Here is an 18,068-nt window from a genome sequence, read left to right on the forward strand (position 1 = left end):
TTGCGGTTTAAGTCGTTCGTTTATGAGTCCATACAAAAAGAGTTTAATTACGCCTTTCAAACTAGTAGTTATAGCGTTTATCGTACTGCTTTTAGCAAATTGTAGCGCTCTTGAACCGATAGAAACGCCCACGGTCGAACAGTCTAACCCATTGGCAATTCAAGCCCAAGAAGCTTTGTCTCAACAACAATTTTCTCGTGCGGCAATGCTGTTCAAACAACTGGCAAAAAACAGTCAGGCCCCTCTCAAAAACCAATATCTAATATCTGCTATTGAGGCCTATTTTAATGCTGGCGACCTAGCAAATGCTGACTCGCTCATTGACTCTTTACTGACACGTTCATCACAGCTTACCAGTGATAATAAATTATCCCTCGCAACACTCATACTTGAGCAAGGTAAAGCCGAAGACGCTATTAGCGTATTAATGAGCGTAAGTGAGCTTAATTTAAACAACGAACAACGCATTGATCTTCACACATTGACTAGCTCTGCTTTCTTCCAAGCTGGTAATTTAATCGAAAGTGCCCGCGAACGCATTATATTAGATGCACTCATAAATGAGCCCACTAGCAAGCTCAATAATCAATTGGACTTAGTGAATGTTTTATCTTTATTGTCCGAGCACGCTCTACGTGCTTTATTACCAACAGCTGACAACAATATGGCTGGCTGGGTAGACCTTGCCATTATAAAAAAACAACAAGTCACCTTTATTCCAAACAGTTCTGATGTTGAATCGTGGAAACAACAATACCCCACACACGCCGCGAATGGTTCATTTCTTCTAACCATGGCCAAACAGTCCCAAGAAAACTTCATAGCACCCAATAAAGTAGGCGTTTTCCTTCCAAGCCAAGGCCCTTTCTCACAGGCTGCTTTTAGTGTTCGTAAAGGCATCACCGCTGCTGCATACTCCATGGCCAACAAATGGCCGCTGAATATTCATTTTTACGACACCTCATCTGCACCCGTTGAAACGCTTTATCAACAAGCCATAAGCGATGGCGTTAACATCATTATTGGCCCACTGGACAAAATAAACCTTAGTAAAATAGCCTTATTACCTGATTTACCCATCCCTGTTATTGGGCTCAATAAAAATGGTAGTCATCATAGCCCTCATTACGTTGAGTTCTCGTTGTCACCCGAAGAAGATATTACGCAAATACTCAGTTTTGCTTGGCTAAAAGGGCACCAAAAAGCATTAATTTTAACGCCTCAATCAAACAGTGGCGAACGATTAGCCGGTCATTTTTCATCGCTTTGGCAAAAACTTGGTGGACAAGTTCTAGATGTACAAACATACGAAGCTAATCAAGCAGACTACTCCACTGCCATTAAAAGCCTGTTACAAATTGACGACAGTGTTTACCGCTTTAAACAACTTCGTCAGCGCCTTAACCTGAACATCAAATTCGAAGAAAGACGTCGTCACGATGCAGACTTTATCTTTTTATTGGCAAGCCCTCGTGAAGGCCGCTTAATCAAGCCACAATTACGTTTCCACCGCGCTGCCGACATTGCTGTTTTTAGTACTTCCAAAATTTACGAGGGTGAGCAAAACAAAGGGGCAAACCGTGATTTAGATGACGTTTTTTTCTGTGACATGCCCTGGCTTATCGAACCTAATAAGCAACAAAATGGCTCTCTCAACCAGGCACTAAAACAATGGCCCAATACTCGTGGGTTACACCGTCGATTAACTGCCTTTGGTTACGATGCGTATCAACTTATTCCACATTTAGAACACTTGAAATCCAACCATTTTGCTCGCCTTGATGGCAAAACCGGTATTCTTTCAATGAATAATAACGTCATTAACAGGCAATTGAGTTGCGGCCAATTCCAGCGCGGTCAAGTCAAATCATTAGGCCTGGCACCTCACCTTGAGCGCACGATGAATATGCAATCAGTAGTGCCTTCTCCTCAACACACCGAACAAGTTAATACTGCCCCCCCTTAATGGACTCATCTAATGCTCTTGGTCAACAAAACGAGGACTTAGCACTTACCTTTTTACGTCAAAAAGGTCTTGTTCTTATACAAAGAAACTATCGTACTCGCTTGGGTGAAATTGACTTAATTATGAAAGACAATGACTACACCGTTTTTATTGAGGTTCGTTACCGTTCCTCAACGAAATTTGGCGGCGCTTTACTGTCTGTCGATCGACGCAAACAAGCTAAACTTATAAAGTGTGCTCAACACTACATTGCCAACACATCAGGCCAGCAAAACTTTCGATTTGATGTAATCGCAATTTCACCCTCCTCTAGCCAGCATGAGATACAATGGGTTACCAACGCATTTGATGAGTTCTAACATGAGTTTACAAGAAAGAATCTATCAACACTTTACCGATAGCATTCAAACAAAACACGACGCTTTAGAGTCGCTTCCCAACTCCATTGAATTAGCCGGCCAAGCTATTGTCCAGAGCTTACTTAACAATGGCAAAGTTCTAACCTGCGGTAACGGTGGGTCGGCAGGGGACGCGCAACATTTTTCTTCTGAAATGCTTAATCGTTTTGAACGTGAGCGCCCTAGCCTACCAGCTATTGCACTTAGCACAGACACCTCAACGCTAACCTCCATTGCAAACGATTATTCGTACGACGAGGTGTTCTCTAAGCAAATACGTGCACTGGGGCAAGCGGGCGATATTTTATTAGCCTACACAACAAGCGGAAACTCCAAGAACATCGTATCAGCCATCAGTGCTGCGCATGACCGAGAAATGTTGGTGATCGTCATTACTGGTAAAGATGGCGGCACGATAGCCGCTAATGATTTATTACAAGATAGCGACATTGAATTAAGGGTACCGTCTAACTCAACGGCCCGTATTCAAGAAGTCCATCTTTTAATCACCCATTGTCTTTGTGACCTGATCGACTTTCAATTATTCGGATAAACAACATGTTTTTTAAAAAAGCTTTTATAGTACCCGCTTTACTGTCCATCGTTTTATTATCAGGCTGTGCAGCTGTTGCTGTTGGAACCGCCACTACAGGCGCTGCCGTTGTTCATGACAGACGCACCACTGGCACCGTCATTGATGATCAAACCATTGAACTTAAAGCGTTGGGTGTCTTATATGGCGTAGATAATATTCGTATAAACACACACGTTAATGCTATTTGCTATAACGGTATCTTATTGCTAACCGGTGAAGCACCAACAGAAAGCCTGCGCAACGATATTGCAAATAGATTGCGCAAAATACCAAAAGTCCGAAAAGTACATAATGAAATTCTAATCGCTGCGCCAAGTTCTTTAGTCTCTCGTAGCAGTGACGGCCTGATTACCAGCAAAGCTAAAGTTGCTTTATTTAGCCTTAATAAAATAAAAGGGTTTGATCCCACTCGCGTCAAAATTGTTTCTGAAAACGGTGTCGTTTATTTATTAGGTATTCTAAAACAGCACGAAGTAACCCCTGTCATTGAAACAGTTCGGCGGGTAGGCGGTGTTCAACGTGTAGTGAAGTTGTTTGAAATTACTGACTAATGAGAAAAAAAAATGACGACTTTTTACAGCAGTTAACCGGGCTTTATCACGAAAAATCACTTTTCTTAGACCCCGCTGACTGTTGGAGTTACGGCTATGATAACAGCCGACGACACAAAGAACCCCTTGCTGTTGTTTTCCCTAGCTCTCATCAACAAATAATTGATACCGTCCTATTATGTAACACACATAATATAGCCATCACTGCACGTGGCAGCGGAACCGGCACAACAGGTGCTAGCGTACCATCGAATGGTGCCATTATCTTATCCACCGAGAAAATGGATAATATCATCAGCATAGACCCTGATAACCGCATGATGATTGTTGAACCCGGTGTAACTAATCAGGCCATTCAACAAGCGGCGGCAGAACATGGTTTCTTTTGGCCTCCCGACCCAACCAGCGCAAGCATTTGCACCGTTGGTGGAAACCTTGCTTATAACTCAGCTGGCCCACGGGCTGTGAAATACGGCACACCACGCGAGAACACATTAGGGCTAACCTGTATTACCGGCAGTGGAGAAACCTTAAAAACCGGCGCAAACACCACAAAAAGCGTCGTCGGCTACGACTTAACTCGACTCATTATTGGCTCTGAAGGCACCTTAGCCATTATTAGCCAAGCAACCCTAAAACTAACACCTTTGGCTGAAAGCAAACGCACACTTCAAGCTACTTACGATTCTATTCAAGCCGCGGCTAATGCCATTGCACGCATCATGGCACAACCAATCACCCCTTGCGCCTTGGAGTTTATGGATGGAACCGCAATTTCACTGGTTAAAGAAGACGCCCAATTAGATTTACCTGATAATGCACAAGCCTTACTAATGATAGAGGTTGATGGTGATCAATTTGGGCTGGATGCCATTGCAGATAAAGTCGCAGCGAGTGCATCGGTCGATGGCCTCATCGACATTCATATTGCCCATACAGCTGAACAAGTTAAACAGCTTTGGTCTGCTAGAAAAGCCCTTTCTCCATCTCTTCGAAAAGTCGCTCCAAAAAAAATAAATGAAGACGTGGTTGTTCCCGTTAGCTATATTCCTAAGTTAATTAATGGCCTTCAGGCACTATCTAAACATTATCAAATCCCTATTGTTAATTTTGGTCATGCAGGAAATGGAAACATTCATGTTAATCTTCTCGTTCAGCTTGAGCAGCTAGATAGAGCAAAAGAATGTTTAGCCGAGGTATTTGAATTAGTCATACAACTTAATGGCAGCCTATCTGGCGAGCACGGTATCGGGCTTGAAAAACGTGATTATATTAATTTAGAACTAGAAGCCACGGCTATCGGCATTATGAAAAAAATTAAGGCTCAATTTGACCCCAAAAATCTATTAAATCCGGATAAGGTATTTCCAATAGACGCATAAAATGGCTTGCCAAACCAGATGACTAACCCTTATTCTTACAGTAAGGAAGCAAACAGTAAGGAATTACCATGACGACTTACCAACATATTTTAGTAGCCCTAGACCTCAGCGAACATTCCTTATTTGTTTTAAAAAAAGCGCACGAGCTTGCTCAACAAAACCACGCCAAATTATCAGCTATTCATGTTATTGAACCCCTTGTAGAGTCCTCACATTTGGCATTTGATGGGACTATCTCAACTGATTTATTACCGGTTCAAGATGAGATTGAAGCGTCAGCAAAAAAGAAACTCAGTAAACTCGCCGCTTCCATCGACCTAGCAGAAGAAAACCAATTAATCCAAATTGGCCGCCCCGCTGATACGATTCATCAGCTCAGCAAAGACCTGCCATGCGACCTTATTGTGGTGGGAAGTCATGGACGACGTGGACTTAGTTTATTACTCGGCTCTACCGCTAATGCCGTCCTACACGGTGCAACCTGTGATGTATTAGCCGCTAGGGTTAATGACTAGCTTAGGCTTCTAAGTCCACGCGCATTGATAAGTCGACAGCTTGAATATTTTTTGTTAACGCGCCTACCGAAATAAAATCCACACCTGTTTTAGCAATATCTCGGATAGTCGATAAATTAACATTACCCGACGCCTCTAGTTTCGCAACGCCTTTATTAAGCTCAACCGCTTCACGCAATTGCTCTAAAGTGAAGTTGTCTAATAACAAGATGTCCGCTTTCGCTTCAAGTGCTTGTTTCACCTCGTCTAAGTTTTCAACCTCTACCTCAACATCAACCAGCGAACTGCTTAGACGAGCAGCAGCGACCGCTTTTGCAATTGAACCAGCCGCCATAATATGATTTTCCTTTATCAACATACCATCGTACAAGCCAACCCTATGATTAGACGCTCCGCCACAGCGAACTGCATACTTTTGCGCCAACCGTAAGCCAGGGATTGTTTTACGCGTATCTAATACGGTCGCTGACGTACCTTCAACTGCTTTCGCAAATTGCTTAGCAAGTGACGCTGTTGCCGATAAGGTCTGCAACATATTTAACGCTGCGCGCTCTCCTGTTAATAAAGCCCGTGCAGAGCCTGATAGGTAACACAAGGTATCACCAGCATATGCCTGCTCGCCTTCTTTAAACTGCCAATCGATGACAACCTTTTCATCCAGCTTTTTAAAAACCGCATTCACCCATGCTTGGCCACATACCAACATGGCTTCACGCGTTAGAATAGTTGCTTTAGCTAATTTCTCTTCTGGAATGACCAGTGCGGTTAAATCACCACTACCAACATCTTCTGCTAAAAACCGACAAACATCTTCGTCTATTATTTTGGGGTCGAGCATAAAAATCCATTCACCTGAAAAATAAAAAAAGCCTCTTTGTTAGAGGCTCTTTATTATCACATAATTTAATGCTAATAAGAATCTCATGCCAAGCCAGGTTCAGCACTTTTTGATGTCATTAGGCTCTTCATTCCCGCTAACACCCTGTCTACTAGCGGCGCCCTTTCTTGACCAATAATAGTCATTCGTTTTTGCCTAAACGCTTCTGCTAAATCATCCAGACTAATATCCATTGCTTTAACGCCGCAATCATTCACAAAAAGACATTGCATAGTAACCGAACTTTTCCAAGACAATTTGGCACGTAAAACACCACCATCTTCCCCCGTATACTCAACCCAATCACCAACATCTATTTTAGATGCCAACTTGCTGAATTTATCGTTTGGCATTTGTGCTTTTTTGCTTTCAAGCTCTTGCAATAAATCCTCTTCGAGGTTGTCACATAAGTCTTCGTTAACCTCAACCATAACTACCTTCTCAGCCACTGGAATATTGTCTTGTTCGCCGACCCTCATAACCAATAACTGTTTATGCCAGGACTCCAGCTCTTTAAAAAATGGAACGGATTGATGAAAATCATATGAGATATTTTCCAGTCCAACTTTAATGTCTTTCAACAACCTAGCCAGCCCCTCTATAATCAATTCTCTAGCCGCGTCATCCGCTGGCTCAACAACACTGACCACTAGCCTATCAATTACCTCAATACATTTCTGCGTTTCTTGTGGCTCCCTTTCGCGCCTTAATAAGGCTAATACAAGCACGTCTTTCCATGCGTCGTCTAAAAATAACTGAATGAACTCAGGCACTGACTTACCATTTAGTCGCAAAGCAATTTCATAGGCAGCTTGACGCTTTGTTAACTCAAGCTGTTCGGTACTTTTAGTCACTTTGCGAGAGCGTTCCTCTATCACGTCTATTTGACGCTGCTGCTGCTCCATAAATACATCAAATTCTTCATTAAGTTCAGCAAATATCTCCACGTCATTACCGAACTCCATCAGTACTCGCTCGACTAACTCTTCCATTTTTTCAAACACAGCACTTCTAATTTGTCGGTTCTTTTCGCTCACACCCAAGCCTGCTTGTGACATGGCATTTAGAAATTTTCTTGCTGGGTGACTTTTTTTGGCGAAAAACTCCTTATCTATCATTGCCACTTTTAAAATAGGAATTTGCAATTGAGCAATCATCGCCCGAACCGTATCGGGCAATTGACGATCTTGCAAAATCACATCAAAAAACATCGCAACCACATCAATTAATGTGTCATCTTGTTCTGCATATGGTTGGCGCTGACCATCAACTTGAATTCTTTCCCCAATTTTTAGGCGAACGCTTTCAGCTATATCAATACCCTCCACTGCGCCTTCTTTTTGAAGATGAGTCAGTGTATCAACAAGCTCCGTTGTCGGTAGTTGCTGTCCAGACACTGTCAATCCATCGGACACCATGCTATCACCCTGCTGAGAACGATACACCTGCGCCATTTCAACCAAGCCCGTATATAGCGCAGGGTCAATTTCAGCCATCGATACTTTTGCTGTCGTGATAGGCTGCTCCGTGACCGGCGCCTGCTCGTGGTTCGTATGTGCTACTTTTTCATTAGCAAATGATTGTGCTGCCCGCTTAACGGCTGCATTAGTATTTTTGATTTTTGGTTTCGGTAATGTTGGCAGGATGCCTGCTTGAACAAATACCTCATTAATTTCCCCTAAAACATCACCCAAATTCGTAAGAACCTCTTGTGAAAATGATTCACACAAAATGTTATGAGCCTGTTTTGAAAACGACTCGCCTTTCAATAACTCAACATAAGTCTTCAATAAAATGGCTGGGCCAAATGGGTTTTTACTCGCTTTAAGTTCGTCTGTGCCCGACACAAATTCAATGCGACGAGCTAGCGCATACAAGACATCAGCCAACTCACTTTCACAGTTAGCAATATAGCCATCGATTAGTAACTGGCCTTCAATTTCGTCTGTTCCCAATAACTGTAAACCAGACCAATCTTCGGTTTCAACTGATGAGGCAAACGCTTCGCCAACCGTCGGATTAGACGACGCTGAAAAACTAGACAGGTTTTTAATCACACTATCAATGTATAGCGAAGGAATGTACAAAGAGGCCTTTTGAAGCACCTTAATATCGCCGGTTGCAGCGTCCATTTTTTTGCTATCGATCGCATCAAACAACTGCTGTTCACTCTTTTCCAAGTGGATAACCAGCATTTTTTGCAAATAACTTTTCAATAAATTAGCTGATGCATTAATCACCCTTTGCTTCTCTACCGACATAGTGTTCCTCGATGTTGAACGGTTGTTATTTTGGCGAATAGGAACTACCCTTGCCTGTGATTGTGCTTTTTCCATAAACTGAAATTTTTTTGTATTCTGGATACATAGAGTATAGTCAGCTCATGTATAAAGTTGTGCGCTAGAGCACATATTTAGATACCCTCATTTTATATGCCTGACACACCAACAAATATTCGCCTAGGTCTACTAGAAACTGCTGAATTTAAAGCCTCGCCGAATAAAAACGAGCGTCCAAACCCTTGTGATATTCGGTTAATTATTGTGCATGGAATCAGCCTGCCCCCTGATCAATTTGGAGCGGGTTGGATTGATGATTTTTTTCTTAATCAATTAGACCCTAAACAACACCCGTATTTTCAAGAGATTTGCACTCTTAAAGTGTCTTCACATTTATTAATCCGTCGTGATGGTAGCCTGACACAATATGTTCCGTTTCAAGAACGTGCATGGCATGCTGGTGTTTCACAGTATGCCGGCGAGGACAACTGTAATGATTTTTCTATCGGCATAGAATTAGAAGGTGCGGACCATATCCCTTATACAGAGAAACAATACCAAGCACTTAGTTGCTGCTGCCAAACTTTGATACAACATTACCCTGAGCTTTCTACAGAAACCATCGTTGGTCATTGTGACGTTTCTCCAGGCCGAAAAACTGACCCTGGCGAAAGCTTCGATTGGCAAAAATTTAGGACGCTACTGACTGGCCGTTGAGTCTTCGCCTCGGAACATATCTATCAACATCATTACAACGCCAATTGAAATGGCTGAATCAGCAATATTAAATACGGGCCAGTGGTAAGAATTATAATAAACGTCTATAAAATCAATAACATAACCATAGGCAACCCGATCATATAGATTACCTATTGCACCACCCAAAATCAATGACAGGCTCACGGCCATCCATTTTTCTTTCGGCTTCAAACGGCTTAACCAAATCACCAAAATCAGTGTTGCAATCGATGCGATTGCGACAAAGAACCAACGTTGCCAACCACCGGCGGTACTTAAAAAACTAAACGCCGCGCCTTTATTATGCACATACGTTAAATTCACGAACGGCATAACATCAATAGACTCGTATAAGCTAAAAGATGCAACCACCCAAAGTTTACTGACCTGATCCAGAACTATAACCAGCAGTGACAATCCTAACCACTTAAACATACGGCTTACTCTAAGCGAACAGTCTTTGCTCACCGCTGCCTTCTATATTTTCTACGCAACGCCCACATAGTTCAGGGTGCGTTTCAGATTCACCCACATCGTGACGGTGATGCCAACAACGAATACATTTTTCATGCTCACTGGCAGTAACGGTGATGAATAACTGAGCATTATCCGTTGCCTTTGCCTGCTCGAGTTTGTCTGCAAGAGGTTTTACTTCGGCATATGAGGTAATAAAGATAAAACGTAGTTCATCGTTCATCTTAGCCAGTGTTTCATATAATTCACCCTCACAATACAAGATGACGCTTGCATCTAAGCCAGAACCAATTAGACCTTCTTCTCTGACGCGTTCCAGCTCTTTACTAACCAATTCACGCGTCTCTATCACCGGCTTCCAAAACGCCAACTCATTACTTACTTCAGTATCCTCAATCGGGAAACCGTCATAAGCAGTGGCCAAAAACACTGACTCTTCACGTTCACCTGGCATTGCTGACCAAATTTCCTCGGCTGTATAACTGAGTATTGGTGCTACCCAACGCACTAATGCTTCGGCAATATGGAACATTGCCGTTTGCGATGAACGCCTTGCTAAGCTATTTTGTTGTAATGTGTATTGGCGGTCTTTAATGACATCTAAGTAAAAGCTGCCCATTTCAACAGAACAAAAGTGGTGGATACCTTGGTGAACTTGTAAAAACTGGTATTGATCATAGTGTTTCAATACGTCTTTTTGAACATCACGGGTTTTTTCAACCGCCCAACGATCTAATGGCAACATATCAGCAAACGCTACCATATCTTTTGCTGGATCAAAGTCATTTAAATTTGATAACAAATAACGTGCGGTATTTCTCAATCGACGATAAACATCAGATGCTCGTTTTAAAATCTCATCCGAGACAGTCATTTCGCCACTGTAATCATTAGCTGAAACCCAAAGGCGTAAAACATCCGCTCCAAGGGAGTTAATCACCTTTTGAGGCGCAATAACATTGCCTTTTGACTTAGACATTTTCATACCTTTCGCATCGACGGTAAAACCATGTGTCAAAACAGCCTTATAAGGTGCTTGGTCATTCATGGCAACCGATGTCAGCAAAGATGACTGAAACCAACCTCGATGTTGGTCTGACCCTTCAAGATACATATCCGCTGGAAACGTTAATGCTTCACGCCGCTCCAAAACACAGGCATGCGTTACACCAGAATCAAACCATACATCTAAAATATCATTAATTTTACTGTACTCATCCGCTTCATCACCTAGCAATGTCGAAGCATCTAAATCAAACCAGGCTTCAATACCCGACTCTTCTATAAGAACCGCCACTTGCTCAATCAAGCCAGCCGTATTGGGGTGTAATTCACCCGTTTCTTTATGCACAAACAAAGCAATCGGCACTCCCCAGTTGCGCTGACGAGAAATACACCAATCTGGCCGCCCCTCAACCATGCTATTAATACGCGCTTCACCCCATTCTGGCACCCACGAGGCTTGCTTAATCTCTGCCAGTGCCTTTTCTCGCAGATTATTTTTATCCATCGAGATAAACCACTGCGGTGTTGCTCTAAAAATGATTGGCGTTTTATGTCGCCAGCAATGTGGATAGCTGTGATTTAACACTTCTGAATGCACGAGCGTACCACGTTCTTTTAAAACGTCAATCACCTCATCATTCGCATTGAAAACATGTTTACCAGCAAACAAAGGAGTACTGACTAAAAACACGCCATTATCGCCAACAGGGTTGTCCACTGGTAACTTATATTGCTGACCAATAATATAATCGTCCTGCCCATGGCCCGGCGCAGTGTGCACTGCACCTGTGCCTGCCTCAGCCGTTACATGATGACCGACAATAATAGGAACAACACGATCATAAAACGGGTGACTCAGCGTCATATGTTCCAAATCTTTACCTTTGCAATACCCAAGCACACGGTAATCTTCAATGCCATAACGTAACATTGCATCTTTTAATAACTTTTCCGCCAAAACAAGGCGCTCATCACCGCTTTGAACCAACACATAATCAAACTCAGGATTTAATGAAACCGCTTGGTTCGCCGGTAAAGTCCACGGTGTAGTCGTCCAAATAACGACGGAGATAGGGCCCTGCCCAGGTGCATTATCACTGCTGTGGAGTTGTTGTAAAAACCTTGACTCATCATTGACCGTAAAACGCACATCAATGGCTGGTGAACGTTTATCTTCGTATTCCACTTCTGCTTCTGCTAACGCAGAGCCACAATCGGTACACCAATGCACAGGCTTTGATCCCTTATGCAAATGACCTTTTTCAATAATACGGCCTAGTGAGCGAACAATATCCGCCTCAAATTGAAAATCCATACTCAGATAAGGACGCTCCCAATCACCAAAAACACCCAGACGCACAAACTCTTCTTTCTGCATAGCTACTTGTTTGGTCGCATAGGCTCTACAGGCTTTACGAAACTCAGCTGCCGACACCTTCACGCCTGCTTTGCCGATTTTCTTTTCCACCATCAATTCAATAGGCAGGCCATGACAATCCCAACCTGGCACATAAGGCGAGTCAAAACCTTGCAGGGTTTTACTCTTTATAATCATATCCTTAAGTACTTTATTCACCGCATGACCAATATGAATAGGGCCATTTGCATATGGCGGTCCATCATGTAGGACAAATTGAGGACGACCAGCAAATTTTTCACGTATTTTCTGGTACAACCCCATTTCCTGCCAACGTTTCAACGCATTGGGTTCACGGTTAGCAAGGTTAGCCTTCATCGGAAAGCTGGTTTTTGGCAAGTTCAGTGTTGTTTTGTAATCCATGATGCTCTTAGGATGTTAATGTCTGATTAAAGTATGTTTTAGCTTGTTCAGAATCAATTAAAATTTGCTGCGTTAACTGTTCTAAATTTTCAAATTTTTTCTCTTCGCGTAATTTTTTTGCAAACGCAACGACAACGCGTTGACCATATAAGTCACCAGAAAATTCAAATAGGTGTGCTTCTAATAAAACCGCTGTTGCTTCTTCAATGGAAGGCCGCGTTCCAACGTTCGCAACCCCTTTATATACCACGCCCGATTCGAGTGTTATTGTAACGGCAAAAACACCTTTAAGCGGAGTTTTTCTATTTTTCACCCGGATGTTAGCCGTAGGAAAACCCAACTCTCGCCCTCGTTTGTGCCCATGCATAACACGACCGGACATACTAAAGCGCCTATTTAAATAAACCGCCACTTTATCTAGGCGCCCATTTTCCAACGCACGTCGAACTAATGTACTACTAACACGCTCATTTTCAATTTTAAAAGAATGGGAGCGCTGTACGGAAAAACCATATTTTTCTCCCGCGACTTTTAAATACTCAAAATTACCTTGGCGATTTTTGCCAAAACAAAAATCATCACCCACGATCAATAATTGAACATTAAGCCGTTGAACCAACATTTCTACAAACTGCTCTGCAGACATATTCGCCAACAAGTCATTAAAACGCACAAGATAAAGCGCATCTACGCCGGTTTCCGACAACTGCTCTATTTTATCTCTCGCAGTCGACACACGTGCAGGGGCTGCCTCAGCCCGAAAATATTCAATAGGTTGTGGCTCAAAACACATAACAACTGCTTGCAAGCCTAAGCTTTTCGCCTGTTCAATTAAGGCGCTCAACACCATCCGGTGTCCAACATGAACACCATCAAAATTGCCGATAGTTAACACGCTACCATTTGGAAAAGCCTGCCCATCTGGCAAGTACCTAATTAATCTCATAAATTATTTGCCCTTAAGTAACAAATGCCGAGGACGCACACCCACTAAGAACGCGGTCGTAACATACAACAAAACCACCATGAGTATTTCCAACGTTAAATGCAAAACTCGGTCAAACGCACCCCATTCATACCACTGAACTGGCGAATAATCATAGGCATAGATGACACCGACAACCAGGTTGGCAATCAACACTTTTATAACAAAACTCACCCACCCTTGTTGAGGTTTGAACGCTTCAGATTTTATCAAAATAGTAAATAACAAACCGGCATTAACAAAAGCCGCTAACGATGTTGCCAAAGCCAGGCCTGCATGTTGAAAAAAGAATACTAAGACAACACTCATTAACATATTTGAAACCACGGCAATAATACCAATTTTAACGGGCGTTTTCATATCTTGCCTCGCGGTAAAACCCGGCACCAATACCTTAACAAGGATAAAGGCAGGCAGGCCTATTGAGTAAGCCATAAGACTTAACGATGCATTATCGACATCAGTACTTGTAAACGCATCGTACTGAAACAGTGTTGCTAACATTGGCTGAGCTAGAAAAAACAAACCTGCTGCTGCTGGCAAACCAAGAAACACCACCCAACGTAAGCCTGTGTCCAGGCTTGCAGAAAAGTCTTTAGTCTTACCTGCCGCGTGGCTTTTAGATAAATTAGGTAAAATGACAGTTGCCAAGGCAATACCAAATATACCGAGCGGAAATTCCACTAAGCGATCAGAAAAATAAAGCCATGAAACACTGCCAGCCACTAAAAATGATGCCAGCAAAGTATCTACCAACAAGTTAATTTGCGTTACCGACACACCAAATAAGGCTGGTAACATTAACTTCATAATTTTCTTAACGCCTGCATGTCCACGATCAAATGACATTCTAGGCAATAAACCCAACTGTTTTAAGTAAGGAAATTGAAAGGCAAGTTGAGCGATTCCTGCCAACAAAACAGCCCACGCTAACGCCATAATTGGCCTTTCAAGCAAGGGAGACAACCAGCATATTGCCGCTAAAAATGATAAATTCAATAACACTGGCGTTACCGCAGGAATTGCAAACTTACCGTAGGTGTTTAAGACACCACCGGCCATGGCTGTCAGTGAAATAAAAAATAGATAAGGAAATGTTATCCTCAACATATCAACGGCCAACTCGTAGCGTGAGCCTGTTGAGTCAAAACCCGGGGCAAACATATAAATTAAAACTGGCGCTCCAATAACACCCAGTAACGTTATAAAAAACAACACTGTTGCCAGCGTACCTGCCGTTTTCCCAAGTAACTCTTTTAATGCCTCGGTTGATTGGGTTTCTTTATATTCCGACAGCACCGGCACAAAAGCTTGCGAAAAAGCGCCTTCAGCAAACAAGCGGCGCATAAAATTGGGGATTTTAAAGGCTACAAAAAAAGCATCTGTCCCTTCGCTTGCGCCAAAAAAACGTGCAATAACAATATCTCGTACAAAGCCTAAAACACGCGAAATCAATGTCATGCTACCAACAATCGCTGTCGATTTTATTAATGTTTTACTCAGCGTCTTTACCCTTATTTTATTAAAAAGCTTTGCCCACAGACAAAAAAACCTTCGTTTATGAAATTTGCCAGCCCCTATCTAGCGCTTAATTATAAGGGATGCATGGAGCTGGCACACCCCAGAGTGAACTTAACAGCACTTTATTATCAATAAAGCATACGTCAATTAACAAAAAACTAATTTAATATGGACATTAAGCAGAACACTCTCGACAAAGTAGACTCCAAATCCTTGCAATATCCATTGAAAGCGTGAACTCAAGCGCCAAACGAGCAAATTCATTCAAGGTTTAATCATGTATCTTGACCTCAGGCTTGACAAAGCTTGAATATTTAAGCAAAATGCGAAATCTTTTTTACATCACCAGAGGATTTACCTTGGCTAACAGTGCACAAGCGTTAAAACGCGCCAAACAATCAGAAAGAAACCGTCAAACTAACATGGCTGCGCGTACACGATTACGCACAAAAATTAAGCGTGTTGTGTATAGTGCGGAAGAAGGTAATGCTGAGGTAACAGAAGCCGCCTATCATGAAGCTGTTCCTTACATTGATGGCGCTGTCACTAAAGGCATTATCCATAAAAACAAAGCTGCTCGCCTAAAGAGCCGCCTTAATGCTCGCATTGTTAAACTTAAGCAAGCATAAGTAGTTATTAAGTTTTATAAAAAAAGCCGACCATATGGTCGGCTTTTTTATTGCCCGTAAATTGCCGGCCTATAGCAAGACCAAATTATCGCGATGAATAACTTCTGACTCACCAACATAACCAAGTAGCCGTTCAATTTCAGAACTATTGTTTTGCTTAATTTTATCTATATCAGTTGAGCTGTAATTCACTAAGCCACGGGCCAATTCTTCACCACTTTCATTAACACAAACAACTAATTCGCCCCTAGCAAACTCACCATTAACGGCAACAACTCCAATTGGCAGCAAACTCACCCCAGACCTTTTTATTGCTTGCGCAGCTCCAACATCTAGCACAACCCGACCTTTGACATCTAAATGTGCTGTTAACCACCGTTTACGCGCCGAAACAGGGGCTTCATTAGGTATTAGCAAGGTCCCTATCGCCCGACCATCAATAATACTTAAAATAACATTTTGCCTTAACCCTGGAGCAATAATAGTTGCCGTTCCAGAACGAGATGCGATTCGCGCTGCTGTTAACTTTGTTTGCATACCGCCACGCCCCAAAGTTCCAGAACCACCGCTAGCCGCTTGATCTAGAAACTCTTCATCAACACCTACTTCATTTAATAAGGCTGCAGCCGAATTGACTCTTGGATCGCTATCGAAAAAACCATCTTGGTCTGTGAGAATCATCAACAAATCTGCGCTCATTAAATTAGCAATAATAGCCGCCAGCGTATCGTTATCACCAACACGTAATTCCTCATTTGCAACCACATCATTTTCATTAATAATCGGTACGACCGAGAAATCTAACAAGGTCTTAATGGTTGCTCTGGCATTTAAATACCGCGTTCTATTTGCCAGATCATCATGTGTTAGCAAAACCTGCGCCGTTTTATAGCCTTCTGCTTGAAAGCTTTGTTCATATGCCTGAATAAGCCCCATTTGACCAACTGAAGCAGCCGCTTGAAGCTCCTGAAGCGCATGCGGGCGAGCGGACCAACCTAATCTCACCATTCCTTCTGCCACTGAACCTGATGAAACAATAATTACATCAATTCCGCGCGCTTTTAATTGGCTAATTTGCGCGACCCAATGATTAATAGCCGAACGATTTAAACCTTGACCATTATTTGTTAAAACGGCACTACCAATTTTTATAACGCAGCATTTAGCCCGTTTTAAATCGACTCTTGATTTCATTTGAATAAATTAACTATCGTCCTTTGGCTTGTCTGCTTGCTCAACTTCAAGCCTTTTTTGCTCTTCTAGGTAATCCATAATGGCATGAACCAACTGGTTTGTACCTTGCTTTCTAATGGCAGAAACATTGAAGACAGGTCCCTCCCACTTCAATTCATTAACAATCATTTGGCAATAGTTATCCACTTCATCTTCTGGTAACAAATCAATTTTATTCAAGACAAGCCAACGTGGTTTCTTTGCTAAATCACCACCCCACTTTTCAATTTCCTCTATCGCCGCTTTTGCTGCCTTTACTGGGTCAATATCTGATTCGTATGGCTCAACATCTACCACGTGCAACAATAAATTATTTCGCGCTAAATGGCGTAAAAATAAATTACCTAACCCCGCTCCTTCAGCCGCCCCTTCGATAATGCCTGGAATATCTGCAATCACAAAACTTCGTAGCTCATCTGCTCGCACTACACCTAAGCTTGGGTGCAATGTAGTAAAAGGGTAATTGGCTACCTTAGGCTGCGCCGATGAAATTGCCCGAATTAGGCTCGACTTACCTGCATTTGGCAAACCGAGTGTTCCAACATCTGCCAATACTTTTAACTCAAGCCGTAAAACACGTTGCTCACCTTCTGTCCCATTTGAAAACTGTCGAGGAGCTCTGTTTGTACTACTTTTATAACGCGTATTCCCAAGCCCATGAAAACCACCCGATGCAACAAGCAATTTTTGACCTTCTTCGGTGACATCCCCAATTAGCTCGTCTGTGCCATCGTCGTAAACAATAGTCCCCAGTGGAACCGGCACTATTAAGTCTTCGCCACCCTTTCCAGTACAGTTACGACTTTGACCTCGCTCACCATGTTCCGCCCTAATTAAGCGATTAAAGCGCATATCGATTAGCGTATTGAGTGCCTCGGTACCTTGCAAGTAAACACTTCCACCATCACCGCCATCACCACCATCTGGACCGCCAAATGGGATATATTTTTCACGTCGAAAACTGACATGGCCTTTACCGCCATTACCTGCTTCAACTCTAACGGTCGCTTCGTCTACGAATTTCATGGTTTATGTCTCAATGTTTTATCTTATTTGCCGCTTACTTTGACTTAATCTTTTAACGCAATAAAAAACCCTGTCTTAGACAGGGTTTTTTTAATACGTACCTGCCGCTATAAC

16 protein-coding genes are annotated in these 18,068 nt (G+C 42.5%); 8 read left to right on the top strand and 8 right to left on the bottom strand.

Annotated elements, in window-relative coordinates; translation table 11 throughout:
- The first annotated feature begins 22 nt into the window (after positions 1-22).
- From CPC19_RS10165 to CPC19_RS10190, 6 genes are all read left to right on the top strand, one after another.
- Positions 23-1,966, top strand: a complete 1,944-nt coding sequence (locus tag CPC19_RS10165) for a penicillin-binding protein activator (protein ID WP_096910796.1) — start codon at positions 23-25, stop codon at positions 1,964-1,966.
- On the top strand, positions 1,966-2,325 hold the full coding sequence (locus CPC19_RS10170) for a YraN family protein (RefSeq protein ID WP_016389780.1): 360 nt from the start codon (positions 1,966-1,968) through the stop codon (positions 2,323-2,325). Before CPC19_RS10165 ends, CPC19_RS10170 begins: the two co-directional genes overlap by 1 nt.
- Position 2,326: 1 nt before the next feature.
- Positions 2,327-2,917 carry a phosphoheptose isomerase gene (locus CPC19_RS10175; RefSeq protein WP_015005387.1) on the top strand — a complete coding sequence of 197 codons (591 nt, stop codon included), beginning with the start codon at positions 2,327-2,329 and terminating at the stop codon, positions 2,915-2,917.
- 5 nt (positions 2,918-2,922) lie between these two features.
- Entirely contained in the window at positions 2,923-3,510 is a 588-nt protein-coding gene (locus tag CPC19_RS10180) for a BON domain-containing protein (protein WP_016389782.1), read from the top strand.
- Positions 3,510-4,892 carry an FAD-binding oxidoreductase gene (locus tag CPC19_RS10185; protein WP_016389783.1) on the top strand — a complete coding sequence of 461 codons (1,383 nt, stop codon included), beginning with the start codon at positions 3,510-3,512 and terminating at the stop codon, positions 4,890-4,892. Before CPC19_RS10180 ends, CPC19_RS10185 begins: the two co-directional genes overlap by 1 nt.
- 68 nt (positions 4,893-4,960) lie before the next feature.
- Positions 4,961-5,407: a universal stress protein gene (locus CPC19_RS10190; protein ID WP_015005384.1), complete on the top strand. Its 447-nt coding sequence runs from the start codon at positions 4,961-4,963 to the stop codon at positions 5,405-5,407.
- Position 5,408: 1 nt separating this feature from the next.
- On the opposite strand, the gene nadC is transcribed toward CPC19_RS10190, so the two are convergent.
- Positions 5,409-6,245, bottom strand: coding sequence for a carboxylating nicotinate-nucleotide diphosphorylase (gene nadC, locus CPC19_RS10195; RefSeq protein ID WP_015005383.1), 837 nt, complete (start codon positions 6,243-6,245; stop codon positions 5,409-5,411).
- A gap of 83 nt (positions 6,246-6,328) precedes the next feature.
- Positions 6,329-8,545 (bottom strand): DUF1631 family protein, encoded by a 2,217-nt coding sequence (locus CPC19_RS10200; RefSeq protein WP_016389785.1) that lies wholly within the window; start codon positions 8,543-8,545, stop codon positions 6,329-6,331.
- Between the two features lie 171 nt (positions 8,546-8,716).
- On the opposite strand from CPC19_RS10200, the gene ampD reads away from it, so the two are divergent.
- Complete coding sequence (gene ampD / locus CPC19_RS10205) at positions 8,717-9,280, top strand: 1,6-anhydro-N-acetylmuramyl-L-alanine amidase AmpD (protein ID WP_016389786.1); 564 nt, start codon at positions 8,717-8,719, stop codon at positions 9,278-9,280.
- On the opposite strand, the gene lspA is transcribed toward ampD, so the two are convergent.
- From lspA to murJ, 4 genes are read right to left on the bottom strand one after another with little or no spacing between them, the layout of a single operon-like run.
- A complete protein-coding gene (lspA, locus tag CPC19_RS10210; protein ID WP_016389788.1) occupies positions 9,263-9,736 on the bottom strand; it encodes a signal peptidase II in 474 nt (157 codons plus the stop codon). The genes ampD and lspA overlap by 18 nt on opposite strands.
- 10 nt (positions 9,737-9,746) lie before the next feature.
- Entirely contained in the window at positions 9,747-12,560 is a 2,814-nt protein-coding gene (ileS, locus tag CPC19_RS10215; protein ID WP_016389789.1) for an isoleucine--tRNA ligase, read from the bottom strand.
- Positions 12,561-12,567: 7 nt separating this feature from the next.
- The gene (gene ribF, locus CPC19_RS10220; protein WP_015005378.1) at positions 12,568-13,506 is read right to left on the bottom strand and encodes a bifunctional riboflavin kinase/FAD synthetase; all 939 of its coding nucleotides are present in this window, start codon (positions 13,504-13,506) and stop codon (positions 12,568-12,570) included.
- 3 nt (positions 13,507-13,509) lie between these two features.
- A complete protein-coding gene (gene murJ, locus CPC19_RS10225; protein ID WP_016389791.1) occupies positions 13,510-15,006 on the bottom strand; it encodes a murein biosynthesis integral membrane protein MurJ in 1,497 nt (498 codons plus the stop codon).
- 419 nt (positions 15,007-15,425) lie between these two features.
- On the opposite strand from murJ, the gene rpsT reads away from it, so the two are divergent.
- Positions 15,426-15,695, top strand: a complete 270-nt coding sequence (gene rpsT / locus CPC19_RS10230) for a 30S ribosomal protein S20 (RefSeq protein WP_015005376.1) — start codon at positions 15,426-15,428, stop codon at positions 15,693-15,695.
- A gap of 69 nt (positions 15,696-15,764) precedes the next feature.
- On the opposite strand, the gene proB is transcribed toward rpsT, so the two are convergent.
- Both proB and cgtA read right to left on the bottom strand, forming a co-directional pair.
- Positions 15,765-16,889 carry a glutamate 5-kinase gene (proB, locus tag CPC19_RS10235; RefSeq protein WP_016389793.1) on the bottom strand — a complete coding sequence of 375 codons (1,125 nt, stop codon included), beginning with the start codon at positions 16,887-16,889 and terminating at the stop codon, positions 15,765-15,767.
- 9 nt (positions 16,890-16,898) lie between these two features.
- On the bottom strand, positions 16,899-17,954 hold the full coding sequence (gene cgtA, locus CPC19_RS10240; protein WP_015005374.1) for an Obg family GTPase CgtA: 1,056 nt from the start codon (positions 17,952-17,954) through the stop codon (positions 16,899-16,901).
- Positions 17,955-18,068 lie beyond the last annotated feature (114 nt).

Source organism: Cycloclasticus sp. PY97N (assembly GCF_002443175.1).
Classification (GTDB): domain Bacteria; phylum Pseudomonadota; class Gammaproteobacteria; order Methylococcales; family Cycloclasticaceae; genus Cycloclasticus; species Cycloclasticus pugetii.

Excerpts from the sequence above, each read along its gene's own strand:
- murJ (WP_016389791.1), bottom strand. The coding sequence starts at position 15,006 with ATGACATTGATTTCGCGTGTTTTAGGCTTTGTACGAGATATTGTTATT.
- CPC19_RS10165 (WP_096910796.1), top strand. The coding sequence starts at position 23 with ATGAGTCCATACAAAAAGAGTTTAATTACGCCTTTCAAACTAGTAGTT.
- ileS (WP_016389789.1), bottom strand. The coding sequence starts at position 12,560 with ATGGATTACAAAACAACACTGAACTTGCCAAAAACCAGCTTTCCGATG.
- proB (WP_016389793.1), bottom strand. The coding sequence starts at position 16,889 with ATGAAATCAAGAGTCGATTTAAAACGGGCTAAATGCTGCGTTATAAAA.
- ribF (WP_015005378.1), bottom strand. The coding sequence starts at position 13,506 with ATGAGATTAATTAGGTACTTGCCAGATGGGCAGGCTTTTCCAAATGGT.
- CPC19_RS10180 (WP_016389782.1), top strand. The coding sequence starts at position 2,923 with ATGTTTTTTAAAAAAGCTTTTATAGTACCCGCTTTACTGTCCATCGTT.
- nadC (WP_015005383.1), bottom strand. The coding sequence starts at position 6,245 with ATGCTCGACCCCAAAATAATAGACGAAGATGTTTGTCGGTTTTTAGCA.
- CPC19_RS10185 (WP_016389783.1), top strand. The coding sequence starts at position 3,510 with ATGAGAAAAAAAAATGACGACTTTTTACAGCAGTTAACCGGGCTTTAT.
- CPC19_RS10175 (WP_015005387.1), top strand. The coding sequence starts at position 2,327 with ATGAGTTTACAAGAAAGAATCTATCAACACTTTACCGATAGCATTCAA.
- lspA (WP_016389788.1), bottom strand. The coding sequence starts at position 9,736 with ATGTTTAAGTGGTTAGGATTGTCACTGCTGGTTATAGTTCTGGATCAG.
- CPC19_RS10190 (WP_015005384.1), top strand. The coding sequence starts at position 4,961 with ATGACGACTTACCAACATATTTTAGTAGCCCTAGACCTCAGCGAACAT.
- CPC19_RS10200 (WP_016389785.1), bottom strand. The coding sequence starts at position 8,545 with ATGTCGGTAGAGAAGCAAAGGGTGATTAATGCATCAGCTAATTTATTG.
- cgtA (WP_015005374.1), bottom strand. The coding sequence starts at position 17,954 with ATGAAATTCGTAGACGAAGCGACCGTTAGAGTTGAAGCAGGTAATGGC.
- CPC19_RS10170 (WP_016389780.1), top strand. The coding sequence starts at position 1,966 with ATGGACTCATCTAATGCTCTTGGTCAACAAAACGAGGACTTAGCACTT.
- ampD (WP_016389786.1), top strand. The coding sequence starts at position 8,717 with ATGCCTGACACACCAACAAATATTCGCCTAGGTCTACTAGAAACTGCT.